This is a genomic window from Bradyrhizobium sp. GCM10028915 (assembly GCF_042666195.1).
GTDB lineage: Bacteria > Pseudomonadota > Alphaproteobacteria > Rhizobiales > Xanthobacteraceae > Bradyrhizobium > Bradyrhizobium canariense_D.
Map to the genome: position 1 here is coordinate 105,815 of NZ_JBHTFN010000071.1, position 14,975 is coordinate 120,789.

The 14,975-nt window shown below is 64.3% G+C and carries 15 protein-coding genes; 10 read left to right on the forward strand and 5 right to left on the reverse strand.

What is annotated here, in order from left to right:
* Positions 1-11: 11 nt before the first annotated feature.
* Positions 12-818 carry an N-formylglutamate amidohydrolase gene (locus ACFQX9_RS36150; RefSeq protein ID WP_085360521.1) on the reverse strand — a complete coding sequence of 269 codons (807 nt, stop codon included), beginning with the start codon at positions 816-818 and terminating at the stop codon, positions 12-14.
* 91 nt (positions 819-909) lie between these two features.
* Here ACFQX9_RS36150 and ACFQX9_RS36155 point away from each other — a divergent pair, with 91 nt between their 5' ends.
* Both ACFQX9_RS36155 and ACFQX9_RS36160 read left to right on the forward strand, forming a co-directional pair.
* Entirely contained in the window at positions 910-1,821 is a 912-nt protein-coding gene (locus tag ACFQX9_RS36155; RefSeq protein ID WP_018453611.1) for a transglutaminase family protein, read from the forward strand.
* A gap of 45 nt (positions 1,822-1,866) precedes the next feature.
* Complete coding sequence (locus tag ACFQX9_RS36160) at positions 1,867-2,265, forward strand: gamma-glutamylcyclotransferase (protein WP_377791907.1); 399 nt, start codon at positions 1,867-1,869, stop codon at positions 2,263-2,265.
* Here ACFQX9_RS36160 and ACFQX9_RS36165 read toward each other — a convergent pair.
* Entirely contained in the window at positions 2,262-2,825 is a 564-nt protein-coding gene (locus tag ACFQX9_RS36165) for a chlorite dismutase family protein (RefSeq protein WP_204512324.1), read from the reverse strand. The genes ACFQX9_RS36160 and ACFQX9_RS36165 overlap by 4 nt on opposite strands.
* A gap of 161 nt (positions 2,826-2,986) precedes the next feature.
* On the opposite strand from ACFQX9_RS36165, the gene dnaG reads away from it, so the two are divergent.
* The 3 genes from dnaG (at position 2,987) to ACFQX9_RS36180 (ending at position 8,115) form a co-directional block, all read left to right on the forward strand.
* Positions 2,987-4,999 carry a DNA primase gene (dnaG, locus tag ACFQX9_RS36170; protein WP_247296168.1) on the forward strand — a complete coding sequence of 671 codons (2,013 nt, stop codon included), beginning with the start codon at positions 2,987-2,989 and terminating at the stop codon, positions 4,997-4,999.
* A 377-nt stretch (positions 5,000-5,376) separates the two neighbouring features.
* Positions 5,377-7,527, forward strand: coding sequence for an RNA polymerase sigma factor RpoD (gene rpoD / locus ACFQX9_RS36175; protein ID WP_247296166.1), 2,151 nt, complete (start codon positions 5,377-5,379; stop codon positions 7,525-7,527).
* A gap of 207 nt (positions 7,528-7,734) precedes the next feature.
* The gene (locus ACFQX9_RS36180) at positions 7,735-8,115 is read left to right on the forward strand and encodes a thiol-disulfide oxidoreductase DCC family protein (RefSeq protein WP_377792036.1); all 381 of its coding nucleotides are present in this window, start codon (positions 7,735-7,737) and stop codon (positions 8,113-8,115) included.
* Positions 8,116-8,133: 18 nt separating this feature from the next.
* Here ACFQX9_RS36180 and ACFQX9_RS36185 read toward each other — a convergent pair whose 3' ends face one another.
* Entirely contained in the window at positions 8,134-8,370 is a 237-nt protein-coding gene (locus ACFQX9_RS36185; protein WP_007614643.1) for a hypothetical protein, read from the reverse strand.
* Positions 8,371-8,873: 503 nt separating this feature from the next.
* Here ACFQX9_RS36185 and ACFQX9_RS36190 point away from each other — a divergent pair.
* Positions 8,874-9,680: a lytic murein transglycosylase gene (locus ACFQX9_RS36190; RefSeq protein WP_018453618.1), complete on the forward strand. Its 807-nt coding sequence runs from the start codon at positions 8,874-8,876 to the stop codon at positions 9,678-9,680.
* Positions 9,681-9,875: 195 nt separating this feature from the next.
* Here ACFQX9_RS36190 and ACFQX9_RS36195 read toward each other — a convergent pair whose 3' ends face one another.
* The gene (locus ACFQX9_RS36195) at positions 9,876-10,709 is read right to left on the reverse strand and encodes an SDR family NAD(P)-dependent oxidoreductase (RefSeq protein ID WP_377791909.1); all 834 of its coding nucleotides are present in this window, start codon (positions 10,707-10,709) and stop codon (positions 9,876-9,878) included.
* Between the two features lie 130 nt (positions 10,710-10,839).
* Here ACFQX9_RS36195 and ACFQX9_RS36200 point away from each other — a divergent pair, with 130 nt between their 5' ends.
* The 4 genes from ACFQX9_RS36200 to ACFQX9_RS36215 all read left to right on the forward strand — a co-directional run bounded on the left by ACFQX9_RS36200 (position 10,840) and on the right by ACFQX9_RS36215 (position 14,321).
* A complete protein-coding gene (locus ACFQX9_RS36200) occupies positions 10,840-11,214 on the forward strand; it encodes a response regulator (RefSeq protein WP_018453620.1) in 375 nt (124 codons plus the stop codon).
* A 56-nt stretch (positions 11,215-11,270) separates the two neighbouring features.
* Entirely contained in the window at positions 11,271-11,882 is a 612-nt protein-coding gene (locus ACFQX9_RS36205) for a LysE family translocator (protein ID WP_007596605.1), read from the forward strand.
* A 566-nt stretch (positions 11,883-12,448) separates the two neighbouring features.
* A complete protein-coding gene (locus tag ACFQX9_RS36210) occupies positions 12,449-13,660 on the forward strand; it encodes a GGDEF domain-containing protein (RefSeq protein ID WP_377791910.1) in 1,212 nt (403 codons plus the stop codon).
* A gap of 34 nt (positions 13,661-13,694) precedes the next feature.
* Entirely contained in the window at positions 13,695-14,321 is a 627-nt protein-coding gene (locus ACFQX9_RS36215; protein ID WP_085349601.1) for a peptidoglycan recognition family protein, read from the forward strand.
* 184 nt (positions 14,322-14,505) lie between these two features.
* On the opposite strand, the gene ACFQX9_RS36220 is transcribed toward ACFQX9_RS36215, so the two are convergent.
* Positions 14,506-14,847 carry a hypothetical protein gene (locus ACFQX9_RS36220; RefSeq protein WP_377791911.1) on the reverse strand — a complete coding sequence of 114 codons (342 nt, stop codon included), beginning with the start codon at positions 14,845-14,847 and terminating at the stop codon, positions 14,506-14,508.
* Positions 14,848-14,975 lie beyond the last annotated feature (128 nt).

The window sequence follows — 14,975 nt, forward strand, 5'->3', positions numbered from 1 at the left end:
CCGCCGTCGGGCTAATCGACCAGCCTTTCCGCCCGCAGCTCAACCTCGATCTCTGCAAAAATCCGCGCCAGCCGCTCGGCCCATTGTTGCTGGCCAGACTGGTCGGCGATCAGATCCTGGCGGATCTCGATGCCGGTATTGGCGAGGCCGCGAGCTTCGCCGTGCACGGGGATGGTGTAGTCGGTGAGGTCGTTCACCGCATAGGGCTCGTTGTCGCCCACGACGAGATCGCCCTCGCTGCGGAGATGCCTGAGCAGCAGCTGCGGCAGCACGGTGTCGCGATTGTAGAGCGCGCCGATGTGCCAGGGACGCGCGACGCCGGCATAAACGGGCGTGAAGCTGTGCAGCGACACCAGCACCGTCGGCCGCTTGTCGTGCACGCGGCGGTCGATCGCGGCATGGATATGCCGGTGATAGGGCTCGAAAATCTCGCGGCGGCGCGCTTTGCGCTCCTGCTCCGAAATTCCCTCGTTGCGCGGGATCGCGGTTGCTTCGGAAATCAGGGGAATCGAGCTCACGGCGGCGGGCGGGCGGTTGCAGTCGATCACCAGCCGCGAATAGCGCTGGGCGATCAGATGTGCGCCCAGCATCTCTGCCAGCCGGTCGGCGACACCCCCAATGCCGATGTCCCAGGCGATATGCCGCGTCAGCTCGTTCTCGGCGACGCCAAGATCGCCAAGCGCAGCCGGCAGGACCCGTCCGTAGTGGTCCGAGGTGAGCAAAAAAGGCGATGTCCCTTGCGCATTCACCTCGTGCACCGGGGGGACGTCACCCTCGCTGAGGAGTTGATTGGTCGCCCCGATTGTGTCTAAAGCCATCCTGATTGCCTAATGAAACAGCAGTCACCCCGAAGAATCGGGCGGGATTGCTATAGATTGGTCCGCCCGACATCACCATGATTGCCTGACGATGCCGTTGCTGACGATTCATCACAAGACCGAATATCGCTACACCCGCCCCGTGGCGTTCGGCGAACACAGGATCATGCTGCGGCCGCGCGACGGGCATGATCTGCGCGTGCTCGACTCCAGGCTCGAGATATCGCCCGAGCCGATGTCGCTGCACTGGATCCACGACGTGTTCGGCAATTCCGTCGCGATCGCGAATTTCGACGAGCGCGCGGACGCGCTGATCTTCGACTGGCACGTCACCGTCGAGCACAATCCGGTCGAGGAGTTCGCGCTGACGCCGGACGACTCGGCCTATTTCTATCCTTTCGCGTATGACGATGAGGAGTTTCCCGACCTCGTCCACTACATCACGCCGCAATATACCGATCCCGATGGCGAGATCGCGGAATGGGCGCGCGGCTTTCTCGACGAGGACGCGCCGACGCCGACCTTCAAGATCCTGAGCGGCATGACCCACGGTATCCGCGAGCGGTTCAAGTACCGCAAGCGCCACGAGCTGGGCACGCAGCATCCGCTCGACACCTTGCAGTCCGGTAGCGGAACCTGCCGCGACTACGCTCTGTTCATGATCGAGGCGCTGCGTCATCTCGGAATCGCCGCACGATTCGTCTCCGGCTACATCTTCCTGCCGGAGGATATCGAGCAGCGCCATGTCGGCGGCGGTTCGACGCATGCCTGGGTCCAGGTCTACCTGCCCAGCGCGGGCTGGATCGAGTTCGATCCGACCAACGGCATCGTCGGCACCCGCGACCTCATCCGCGTCGCGGTCGCCCGCGATCCGCGCCAGGCAATCCCGCTGCACGGCGTCTATATCGGCCCTGCCGGCGCGTTCGACGCCATGGACGTGACCATCAGGGTGGTGTCGGACGAGCAATGCAGCGGCGAGACACTCGAGGCGGAGGTTTTGTAGATCCGCTGCGATTTGCACGCTGCCGATTGATGGTTATAGAAGGCCATGACCTCCAATCGTCTCTTCGTCTACGGCACGCTGATGCGCGGCTTCGACCATCCCATGGCGCGGTTGCTTGCGGGCCACGCGGATTTTCTGGGTGAAGCGACCTGCCGCGGCCGGCTCGTTCTGGTGAAGCATTATCCGGGGCTGCTGCTCTCCGATGTGCCGTCCGACCGCGTCCACGGCGAACTCTTTCACCTGCGCGTGCCCGACGAACTCTTGCGCGAGCTCGACATGTACGAGGCCTGCGGCGAGGGCTTTCCGGAGCCGACCGAATATCTGCGCCAGCTGGTCGACGTGACAGGTGCAGACGGGGTGACGGCACCGGCCTGGACTTACATCTACAACTGGCCCGTCGCCGATCTGCCGCGCATCGAATCCGGCCGCTTTCTTGGGCTCTAGCCCGACAGCACTTCCTTCACTGCGCGCACGTCGACCTCGCGCTCGACATAGCTCCACTCCTCGGTTCGCCTGAGCATTGCGACCAGCTCCTCGAACAGCGAGGCGTGCGCGGGCGCGAATTCGAACCAGGTCAGGAAGTCGAAGGGCCCGCCGAGGTCGCGGCAATGATAGAGCTGCCGCGCAATCGCAGGCAGGAAGCGCAGGCTATTCGCGATGTGATGCGACTTGTCCTCGAAGATCCTGCGGCGCTCTTCCTGGGTCAGATCCCACCAGGCCTGCGACTTGCGGATCGGGATCAGCGCCGCACTGGTTGCTTCCAGCCGGCCGAGGCCGGCCTGCACGGCAGTGAGTTGCTGCTTCTCCGGGCGCTCGGTGTAGCGCAAGCTGCTCGCGATACCGACCAGGCGCCAGGCATTGCGCGAGGGCACCAGCGGCAACGCGATGGCCTCGCTGTCGGTGACCGACAGCGTTGGCATGAAGGCGAGGGGCTCGCCCGTCACCGGCGAAATCGAGGTGATGCGCCAACCCCCGCTCTGGCCGCCTCGGAAGGTCCTGAACATGGCCCCCATGGAAGCGTGGAACCGGGGCGGGTTCAAGCTTTCCGTCGAATCTTCGACCTGTGAATAGCCGGGAGAAGCCCTAAGTGCATCGTATTTCCCGGGGGCATCCTTATATGCCTATTCGTTGGCAAAACGCCCGACTCACCCCAGAAATCAACCTGATGCGCTTCACGCCCCAATTCCTCGACGAGCTTCGGGCCCGGCTTTCGGTCTCCGAAGTCGTGGGCAAGCGCGTCAAACTGAAGAAGGCGGGGCGAGAGTGGAAGGGGCTGTCGCCGTTCCAGCAGGAAAAGACGCCGTCCTTCTACGTCAACGACCAGAAGGGCTTTTACCACGACTTCTCCTCCGGCAAGCACGGCGACATCATCAGCTTCATGATGGAGACCGACGGCCTGCCGTTCGCGGAGGCCGTGGAGCGGCTCGCCAATATGGCGGGCCTGCCGCTGCCAGCGGTGACGCCGGATGCGGCGCGTCAGGAGCAGCGGCGCCGCTCGCTGCATGACGTCATGGATCTCGCCGCCAAGTTCTTTGCCGAGACGCTGGCCTCGCGCGTCGGCGCCAAGGCGCGCGGCTATCTCGCCGACCGCGCGATCTCGCCGGCGACGCAATTGCAGTTTCGGCTGGGCTATGCGCCACCTGATCGCTTTGCGCTGAAAGAGCATCTCGGCAAGCTCGGCGTCTCCGTCGACGACATGGTCGAAACCGGCATGCTGGTGGCCGGCAACGACATCCCGGTGCCCTATGATCGCTTCCGCGATCGCGTGATGTTTCCGATCATGGATCTGCGCGGCCGCGTCATCGCCTTCGGCGGGCGCGCGCTGGAGAAGGACGTTCCGGCCAAGTACCTGAACTCGCCGGAGACGCCGCTCTTCCACAAGGGCGACAATCTGTACAACCACCAGACCGCGCGCAAAGCCACCCATGACGGCAGCCCCCTCATCGTGGTCGAAGGCTATGTCGACGTCATCGCCATGGTCACCGCGGGCTTTGCCGGCAGCGTGGCGCCGCTCGGCACCGCGCTCACTGAAAACCAGCTCGCGCTGCTCTGGAAAATGGCGGACGAGCCGATCCTCTGCTTCGACGGCGACCGCGCCGGCCAGAAAGCCGCTTATCGTGCCGCGGATCTCGCCTTACCCTTCCTCGCGCCCGGCAAGAGTCTGCGCTTCGCCCTGCTGCCGGAAGGGCAGGACCCCGACGATCTCGTGCGCTCCGGCGGTCGTGGCGCGATCGAGGAGGTGATCGCGGCGGCGCGTCCGCTCGCCGAGATGATCTGGTCGCGCGAGCTCGAAGGCGGCAATTTCGCCACGCCCGAGCGCCGCGCCGCGCTAGAGGCGCGCATCAAGGAGCTCTCCAACGGCATCCGCGACGAGGTGGTGCGGCGCTATTACCGGCAGGATCTTGCCGAGCGGCTTCAGCGCGCCTTTGCCCCCGAAGGCGCACGCGGCGGCTTCGGCGGCGGCCGTGGCAATTTCCGCCCCGGCTCGGCCGGCCGTCAGTTCCAGCCCCGCGGTGGGGGAGGCGCGAATCGATTCGGCGGTCAGGGATTTGGAGGCCGCCGCGGCCCACCCGGGCCCATCCAGCTGCCCTCCGGACCCTACCAGGCGGCGAGCGCGCAGCTCGCGGCAAGCCCGATCATGCGCGGCCAGCGCAGCGCCATCTCCCGCCGGGAGGCCCTGATCCTGCAAATCCTGATCAATCACCCCTGGCTGCTGCACGATCATCTCGAGGAAGTCGCGGCCCTGGAGCTCGCCCATCCCGAGGTCCATAAGCTCCGGGCCGGCATCATCGCCGCCTTTGCCAACGACCATCACCATTCGCCGGACCCCGGCGAGCTCGCCGAGAAGATGCGCAGCGATCTCGAGAAGGGCGGATTTTCGCAGGCTCTTCAAAGGGTTGAGAGCGGTATCACGACCGCGGCGGTGTGGGGCGCCCGTGAGGGCGCCGCACGGGACGACGTTCTCTCCACCTGGCATCAGCTGGTCGCCTTGCATCGGCAGTACCATTCACTACTTAGAGAGCTGAAAGACGCCGAGCTGGCCTTGGGGGATGATCCCAGCGAGGCCAACATGGCGTGGCTGCGCGACGTCAAGGCTCGGATAGGCGAAGTCGACGGCACCGAGGCCCTGATCGAGGGTTTTGGCGAGCTGTCGGGCCGGTTCCAGAAGAGCGTGTGATGAAAGAATCATGCGGACGGCCGGGACCGGAACCGCTAAAAGACTCGCCAAATCCGAGGTTTGGCGGCAAAAACAGGGTTAATCGAGGCTTAACGGTCTTGTAGCACTTTGGCCACCAGGCGGCCGCAGGCAGAACAGACGCGTCAGGAATGAATCCGCGCAATTGCTGTTGGCACTACACCTGTATCCGCTGCGACAAAGAGGCTCTACGAAGCGTTAGGCAAATCCGGCGAGTGAAAGGTCGGGGGTGGCGACAAGAGGTCCGCGCCGCCCTTTCCGTGTCGAGATCTGACGAAGCGAGAGCATCGAGCAACAGATTCAAGTGATTTTGCGCGGGCGCGGCGAACGTCTGTGTGAAACGCGTTTAGGAGCAATGGATGGCCACCAAGGCAAAGACGCTGCAGGCGAAGGACAAGGAAAAAGACGACAAGGCAGCGGACGCGCCGGAGAAGGACTCCCAGGACGCGCCCTCGCCGTTGCTCGATCTGTCCGACGCGGCCGTGAAGAAGATGATCAAGCAGGCCAAGAAGCGCGGCTTCGTGACCTTCGATCAGCTCAACGAAGTTTTGCCGTCCGACCAGACCTCTCCCGAGCAGATCGAGGACATCATGTCCATGCTCTCGGACATGGGCATCAACGTCACCGAAGCCGACGATAGCGAAGGCGAGGAGGACAAGGACGAGGGCGGCGAGGACGAGACCGACAACGAGCTCGTCGAAGTCACCCAGAAGGCCGTCACCGAGGTCAAGAAGAGCGAGCCGGGCGAGCGCACCGACGATCCCGTGCGCATGTATCTGCGCGAGATGGGCACCGTCGAGCTGCTGTCGCGCGAAGGCGAAATTGCGATTGCGAAGCGCATCGAGGCCGGCCGCGAGGCGATGATCGCAGGTCTGTGCGAAAGCCCGCTGACCTTCCAGGCCATCATCATCTGGCGCGACGAGCTCAACGAAGGAAAAATCTTTCTTCGTGACATCATCGATCTCGAAGCCACCTATGCCGGGCCCGATGCCAAGGCCGGCATGAACAATGCGATGATCGCCGGTCCGAACGGCGAGACCGGTGAAGCGACGGCCGAAGGCGGCCAGGCCACCGGCGCCGCGCCCGCGCATGTCGCGCCGCCGGCCGCACCGCCGGCGCCGACCCCGTTCCGCGCCGCGCCTGCGCCCGGCAATGTCGGCGACGCCGCGAAGGATCCGGCGGAATCCGCCGCCGAAGCCGACATGGACGAGGACGACGAGTTCGAGAACCAGATGTCGCTTGCGGCGATCGAGGCCGAGCTCAAGCCGAAGGTCGTCGAGATCTTCGACAAGATCGCCGACAGCTACAAGAAGCTGCGCAAGCTGCAAGAGCAGGACATCCAGAACCAGCTCGAGAGCACCTCGCACGGGCCCTCGCTCTCGCCGCACCAAGAGCGCAAATACCGCAAGCTCAAGGACGAGATCATCGTCGAGGTGAAGTCGCTGCGCCTGAACCAGGCGCGTATCGACAGTCTCGTCGAGCAGCTCTACGACATCAACAAGCGCCTCGTCTCGCATGAGGGCCGCCTGATGCGCCTTGCCGACAGCCACGGCGTCGCGCGCGAAGACTTCCTGCGCAACTACACCGGCTCGGAGCTCGATCCGCGCTGGCTCAACCGTGTCTCGAAGCTGTCGGCCAAGGGCTGGAAGAACTTCGTCCATCACGAGAAGGACCGCATCAAGGACCTCCGCCACGAGGTGCATCAGCTCGCGGCGCTGACCGGCTTGGAGATCATCGAGTTCCGCAAGATCGTGCACTCGGTGCAGAAGGGCGAGCGCGAAGCCCGCCAGGCCAAGAAGGAGATGGTGGAAGCCAACCTCCGTCTCGTGATCTCGATCGCCAAGAAATACACCAACCGCGGCCTGCAGTTCCTCGACCTGATCCAGGAAGGCAACATCGGTCTGATGAAGGCGGTCGACAAGTTCGAGTATCGCCGCGGCTACAAGTTCTCGACCTACGCCACGTGGTGGATCCGGCAGGCGATCACCCGCTCGATCGCCGACCAGGCGCGCACCATCCGCATCCCCGTGCACATGATCGAGACGATCAACAAGATCGTGCGCACCTCGCGGCAGATGCTCAACGAGATCGGCCGCGAGCCCACTCCTGAGGAATTGGCCGAAAAGCTCGGCATGCCGCTGGAGAAAGTGCGAAAAGTCCTCAAGATCGCCAAGGAGCCGTTGTCGCTGGAGACGCCCGTCGGTGACGAAGAGGATTCACACCTCGGCGATTTCATCGAGGACAAGAACGCGATCCTGCCGATCGACGCCGCGATCCAGTCGAACCTGCGCGAAACCACCACGCGCGTGCTGGCCTCGCTCACCCCGCGCGAAGAGCGCGTGCTGCGCATGCGCTTCGGCATCGGCATGAACACCGACCATACGCTGGAAGAAGTCGGCCAGCAGTTCTCGGTGACGAGAGAGCGTATTCGTCAGATCGAAGCGAAGGCGCTGCGCAAGCTGAAGCACCCGTCAAGGTCGCGGAAGCTGCGGTCGTTCCTGGATAACTAGTTCAAACGCCGCCACTTGGCTGTTGAAACAAGAACGGCGGGCGAAAGCCCGCCGTTTTCGTTCATGCCTAGTTCGACAGCGTTCAGCCCAAAGAGGCTCATGCTTTTCCAATCGAATATACATCCGACGAGAGAGGCGCATCGATTCTGGAATTCCGGGTGGATGGCTCTAGCCTCGACGTCGCAAGGATCGAACATCTATGCTTTGATGATGCCGGCTCACCTCACCGTCTGGTACAACACCCGTTGCCCTGTCTGCGATGCCGGCATCGACTGGCAGCGCAACAAGCTGTTGGCGCTGGTGCGCGCGGGCACGATCGAATTCAGGGATATCAACGAGCAGCCCGATGCGCTGGGGCACTTTGGCGCCACGCTCGACGACATCAGGCGCCGCCTGCATGCGACCGACGAGACCGGCCAACTCATCGTCGGTGCGGATGTCGCGATTGCGCTCTGGACGCTGACCCCGGGGGAGGGGTGGCTTGCGGGGTTGTTCGGCAATCGCGTGGCGCTGCCGTTCACCCGGTTCTTCTATGATCGGTTTGCCGATCTGCTGTTTGCCTGGAACAGGCGGAGCGGGCGCTGGTGAGCGCCTGCCTGGGTCGACCTATTTCTTCTTCGCGCCGACCCGCTCGAGGTTCTTGATCTCAAGCGCCGGGCGGCCGGATTTTTCGGCGATCTCGCGGTCCTGCTCCATGATATAGGCGCGGGCCGGCTCGTCGCCGTCGAGGCCGCCGAGCAATTCGGCGGGCACGCGCCGGTTGGAGCGTTGTGAGCCGTCTTCATAGAAGACGTTGAAAAAGGCGAATTCGCCCTTGGGATTGGTTCCGGGTTTTTTGGCCATGGCCGGCTTTTCGTCGATCAGGGGGCCATAGTCAAATGACTTTGGCAGGTTTCCGGTGGCTGGGCGCGGACCCTGCAGCGGCAGAACCAGCTGCGCGATCGATCGACGAACCCATTTACGAGGCGCCTCGATGTCGAGCGGAAGAGTCCAACGCTTCGTAAAACCCGATGCGCTCCTTAGGAGATCCTTGCCTCACCCTTGCCTCAACAAACGGCGGGCCGCGAAGCCCGCCGTTTATTTTGGTCTTCAGCGTCGCCCGGGGCTGGCGGGGCGACAACCTAGAATAGAATGTTATAACCGGCGCCATGCCATGGCAAGGCAAATCGCTGGCGCTGCGATGCCGCAGCGAGCGCATGAGATATGCAGTGGTCGCGACATCGGACTTCATTCGTCGAGCCAGGATGCGATTGGTTCTGGTGAGGATTTGCCGCTTTGACGCGAATCTGGTTCCCGGGCATGATCGCGCGCCGCTCTCCCGCCCATTCCCTGTAGGATTCATCCGAATGTCGAAATACGCCTTGGCCATCGCCTTCATCGCCTGTCTGGCCGGCGGATCGGCGCAAGCCGCGCGCTGCGGCGGCGACTTCAACAGCTTTGTCGCCAGCATGGCCTCGGAAGCGCAGGCCGCCGGCGTCTCGGCGAGCGTGACCAGCGCGGCGCTCAGCGGCGTGCAGCAGGACGGCGCGGTGCTCGCCTTCGACCGGCGCCAGCGCTACACCTTCAACAAGAGCTTCGAGCAGTATGTCTCGACCCGCGTCGGCCCCGGCCGCATCAATGGCGGCAAGGCGCTGTTGCAGCGCCATGCCGCGCTGCTCTCACGCATCGAGCAGCAGTTCGGCGTGCCCCGCTATATCCTGGTTGCGATCTGGGGGCTGGAGAGCGATTTCGGCAAGGGCGACATCGGCAAGCTGCCGGTGGTCCGCACGCTGGCGACGCTCGCGCATGACTGCCGCCGCACCGAGCTATTCCAGGGCGAGCTGCTCGCGGCGCTGAAGATCGTGCAGCGCGGTGACCTGCCGCTGCGCGACCTGATCGGCGCCTATGCCGGCGAGATCGGCCAGACCCAGTTCCTGCCCTCCTCCTACATCAAGTACGGCGTCGATTTCGACGGCGACGGCCACGTCGATCTCCGCCACAGCGTCCCCGACGTGCTCGCCTCGACCGCGAACCTGCTCCACACCAGCGGCTTCAAGATGGGCCAGCCCTACAGCGAAGGCACCGCCAATTTCGAGGCCATGCGCGAATGGAACAGGGCGGTGATCTATCGCAAGACGATCGGGTATTTTGCCGATCGGCTGGCGGGGCAGTGAGGGGAGCCAAAGAGACGGAGCACTCGCGCACATACTTGGTGTCATCGCCCGCGAAGGCGGGCGATCCAGTATTCCAGAGACCGCGCGAGAATACGGAGAGGCTGCGGCGTACTGGATTCCCCGCCTTCGCGGGGAATGACAACGGAGAGGTCCGTGAACGCTCGCCAGGACGACGGTTTAATTCGACGGCGCCCTTCACTCCGTCCCCTTCGCCATCCTCTCCAGCTTGCGCTGCAACGGCGCCCAGTACGTTGCCGGGCGGAAGCGCTGCAGGAGATCCATGAAGCGGGCGTCGTTGCCGATCAGGATGCGCGGCTCGTTTCTCTCGATGCCCTTGATGATGCGCAGCGCGGCGTCCCGGGGCGTGGTCCTTGCCGCGTTCTCGAACCGCTCGATCGATTGCGACCGGCGTGCGTTGTCGGTGACGCCGACCCCGGTGCGCGAGTTGCGGGCGATGGCGGTGGCGACGCCGCCAGGATGCACGACCGACAGCCTGACAGGGCTGCCCGCCATGGCCAGCTCATGCCGCACGCTCTCGGAAAAGCCGCGCACCGCGAATTTCGCCGCGGCATAGGCCGACTGTCCCGGCGAGGCGATGATGCCGAAGATCGAGGACAAATTGACGATGTGCGCCTCTGGCCTCGTCCTCAGATGCGGCAGGAAGGCGCGCGTGCCGTGCACCACGCCCCAGAAATTGATGTCGAACAGCCAGTCCATCTGCGCCTGGTCGATCTCCTCGAACGATCCCATCAGTGCAACGCCGGCATTGTTGATGACGATGCCAAGTGCGGGATGCGCGGTGGCCGCCTCACGCGCGAATTGCGCGATGTCGTCGGGCTCGCTGACATCGACGCGATTCAGGCTGAGCTTGCTTGCGGCGCCGATCTCGGCCGCGAGCGTCTTCAGCCCGGGCTCGTCGCGATCGGCGAGCGCGAGATCGCAGCCGCGCCGTGCAAGTTCGATCGCCAGTGCGCGGCCGATGCCGCTTGCCGCTCCGGTGATAGCGGCGGCGCCGCGGATTGCAGTCAAGATGATCCCCCCGTCGAGCCACTTGAGCGGAACTATGATTTACATTTTTTCATATTGGAACCGAACCGCATGGCGGTTCCCACCTTAACCTACGTTACTTGATGAAGACAGGCAGCATTGGGAGCCGCCGATGGGACAAGCAAAGCCGTTTCGAGCCACCGCACTGATCGTGGAAGACGACCTCATGCAGAGGGAGATGCTCAGTCTTCTTCTCGAAGAAAGCGGCTACGACGTCATTCAATGCGAGAGCGCCGAGGCGGCCGAGCTTGTGCTGGAGAAGAGCGCCGGCGCGCTCTGCCTGATGATGACCGACGTTCAGCTTGCCGGCCGCATGAACGGCGTCGAGCTCGCGCATGTCGCCAAGGACCGCAACCCGAAGCTCGACGTCGTCGTCACCTCCGGCCGGCCCTTGATGCAGGCCTTGCCGAACGGCGCGAAGTTCTGGGCCAAGCCATGGGCGCCGCTCGACGTGCTCCGCGAGGCCGAGATCGCGCAGCTGTCCTGAGGGTCGATCCGGCAGGCCGGCTTTCGTGGTCCGCGGCGCGGTGATAAGGTCGGTCCATGACCTTGTCCTTCCTGCTCACCTCGCTGATCGTCGTCGCCTCGCCCGGCACCGGCGTGCTCTACACGCTGGCGGCCGCGCTGACCCGCGGCTCGCGCGCGAGCATCGCCGCTGCCTTCGGCTGCACCCTCGGAATCGTGCCGCACATGACGGCCGCGATGCTGGGGCTCGCCGCCGTGCTCCACACCAGCGCGCTCGCCTTCGCCGCGCTGAAATGGTGCGGTGTCGCCTATCTGCTCTACATGTCCTGGCAGGCGCTGCGCGAGACCGGGGCGCTGGCAGTCGACGGCGAGATCCGCGAGCGTTCGGTCGGTCGGGTGATCGTGACCGGCTTCCTGATCAACATCCTCAATCCAAAACTGTCGATCTTCTTCCTGGCTTTCCTGCCGCAGTTCATCGCCGCGGACGAAGCCCATGTGCTGGCGCGAATGCTGGAATTGAGCGGCGCCTTCATGGCGATGACGTTTGCGGTGTTCGTGGTCTACGGCCTCTGTGCGGCATCGGTGCGCGAGCGCGTCATCTCCCGCCCGCGTGTCATGGCCTGGCTGCGCCGGAGTTTTGCCGCCGGCTTCGCCGCGCTCGGCGCCAAGCTGGCGTTCGCGGAGCGATAGCTTCTCCAGCCAACAAAAAAGCGGGCCTTGCGCCCGCCATCTTCCAACTCAGAACTCCCACCCGACGCCCGGGCGGAGCGTGCTCCACCCGGGCAAAGAATAAGAAGCCTCGCTACTTCTTCTTCGCTGCCTTCTTGGCCTTCTTCTTCGTCGCCTTCTTCGCCTTCTTCGCTTTCTTAGCCATAGGATCCTCTTCAGGGTTAATGGTGAAACGCGACACGAGGGATGCTCGGCGGAGGGCCAGCCTCGCAACATCCTCGATGACAAGCTCAGCAGATTCGCGCGCTTCTGCCCCGCGCTGTCAGATCCGTGTCATCGCGTTATCCACAGCTCAGATGCATTTTCGGGTGATTTTAGCTCACGAATCCGCATCGCCGGGATGCCTAACGATCCGACAATGCGCCAGCCGTTCATGAATCCAAAACCAAAGTCATGCTTTCGCGGATCGCAGTGAGACTCCGTTAAGCGCGGCGGCGGCATTGTCCCCCCAAAGAAAACGGGGACGGGATCATGGACGGTCAGCTGGCAGGGACGGAGGGCGCGACGCTGCGCGCGCCGCGTGCGCCATGCTGAACGTGCCGACACTCTGGACCGTGTTCGTCGTCAACTTCCTGGCGCTCGGCCTGATCTGGGCCTACGTGATGCGCACCTATCCGAAATTCGCGGCCGCGCGGTTCTGGATGGCATCGTCCTTTATCGGCGCGACCGGCGCGATGACGGCCCTGCTGCGCCTGTTCGTCGCGTCTCCATTGCCGCTCCTGCTTGGCGCCGCCGGCGTCATCGCGGCGAGCTGCCTTGCCGCCATGGGCATTCAACGCTTCTATCACCGGCCGGTCTCATGGCGCGTCATGATCGCAACAGCAGGCTTAAGCCTCGCCGGCGTCGTGTTCTTCCTGGTCGGCTTCGACAACATGCAGCTGCGCATGCTCTGCTACACGCTCGGTCAGGCCGTGCCGCTGGTGCTGGCGCTGCGTCTGTTGCTGTCGCCGCCGGAAGGCCGCGTCAGTCCGGGCGCCCGGCTGTCCGGCATCGTTATCCTCGCCATTATCGCGATCCTCGTCGTCCGCACGGTGGGCAATCTGCTCGGCGGCGATTTCTCGGCAAGCGCCGGCGGCCAGGCTCATGGCGTCATGGTGCTGGGTCTCCTGTTCCTGTCCATGACGCTCAATTTCGGCTTCCTGCTGATGGCGATGGACAGCTTGCGCAACGAGGTCGCCGACCTCGCGCTACTCGACGATCTCACCGGCGTCGCCAACCGGCGGCATCTGTTGCAGCGGCTGAGCGAAGAATGCGCCCGCTCGGAGCGCAGCAGCGAGCCGTTCTCGCTGCTGGTCATCGATCTCGACGGCTTCAAGACCATCAACGACACCCATGGCCATGCCGCGGGCGATGCCTGCCTCCAGCACTTCACCCTGATGGCGCAGACGCGCTTGAGGCCCGGCGACATGCTTGCCCGCACCGGCGGCGACGAATTCTGCGTCGTGCTGCCCTCGTCGACCTTGCGCGAGGCGGCTGCGATCGCCCGCCGCGTGCTCGAGGTCTGCCGCCAGGATGCCGTCACCTGCACCGGCGTCGACATTCCGATCGCGATCTCGATCGGGGTAGCGCAGTGGGACCGCGGCGTCGGCCAGTTTCCGGACCGCCTGATCGCGCATGCCGACCACGCGCTCTATGCGGCCAAGAAGAACGGCAAGAACGACTTTGCCGTCCACGATCCGGCGCCGCCGCTCATGCCTGACCCGATCGGTCCAGGCGAGGCCTTGCGCAAATTCGCGTAAGGGCGTGCTAACGTCAGGTCCGCATTGGACCCGCATGATGATCTCTCGCCTGCTCGCGGCCGTTCTCGCCGCTCTCACTCTGATCGCACCTGCCGCTGCGACCGACGCCGAGCTCGCAAAGCTCGCGCGCGCCTCCGGCACGCCCGACATTCCCGGCCTGAAGATGGTGTGGCTGGCGCCATGGGGTGACGTCGGCAACGCAAAACCGTGGCGCAACATCATCGTGCACCAGACCGAGGGACCGGCCGGCTCGGCGCGGGGCGGTGCCGAGGTGCAAGCGAAGAACCCCACGCGTCGCGGCGTCACATTGTGGGTCGAGACCGACGGCACCGTCTATTGGGCGGTCGCGGAAAACCTGGTGCCGACCCACGGCGATGGTGCCAACCGCAACGACAACAAGTACATCGACAACAAGCCGACCTATCGCCAGGTGGTGCGCGACAATTCGATCGGCGTCGAGTTCGCCGGCAACTATCCCGACGTCACGACGGGCCCGACCGCGGCGCAGGTCGCGGCGTGGAAGATCCTCGTCCAGATCCTGCGCGCGCGCTACGGCATCCCGCTCGACCGCGTCTATGCGCACAACTGGATCGACTACAAGGACGCCCGCTATTGCGAAGGCTGCTGGCTCGCGACGCTGGCGCGGACATGGGAGGAGTGAGCGAAGCGCCGACGATGCGCTCTTCCCTTCTCCCCTTGCGGGAGAAGGTGGCGCGAAGCGCCGGATGAGGGGTTGTCTCCGCGAATGACGATGTGAGAGACGTGCTCGCGGAGACAACCCCTCACCCGTCTCGCCGCTATCGCGGCGAGCCACCCTCTCCCGCAAGGGGAGAGGGGAAGATCAATCACACCGGCTCCGACATCCACCCGAACAGCCGCCGGATTAAGCCCGGTCGCCGCGGCAGTTCCGGCGGGCCGTCCGCGGCCAGCACGCGCTTGAAGAAGTAGTCCAGGAACACCATGTCGTTCGGCTCGGTGACGGTGAATGTCTCGTCGCCGAAGTAGACGCTGTAGTTGAAGAAGAACGGACCCATCAGCGGGATCGTCGCGGTCGAGGCGTAGTCCTTCGAGATCACGAACTCCGACGGCTCGAGCCCGTGGTCGCGCATCGCCTGCTCGACCAGCGGCAGCTTCCGCATGAACTGGGCGGAGAAACCGCCGACGGTGGATTGCAGGATGATCGACACGGTGCGTGTCCGTTCTCTTGATGCTGTCGGCCCGATGCTTTTGGTCGGTCGACCGGCAGCGCGGGTTCAAGGCAGAGCCACAACCCCGCTGTCATCGCCCGGTTTAGCCGGGCGATCCAGTATTCCGG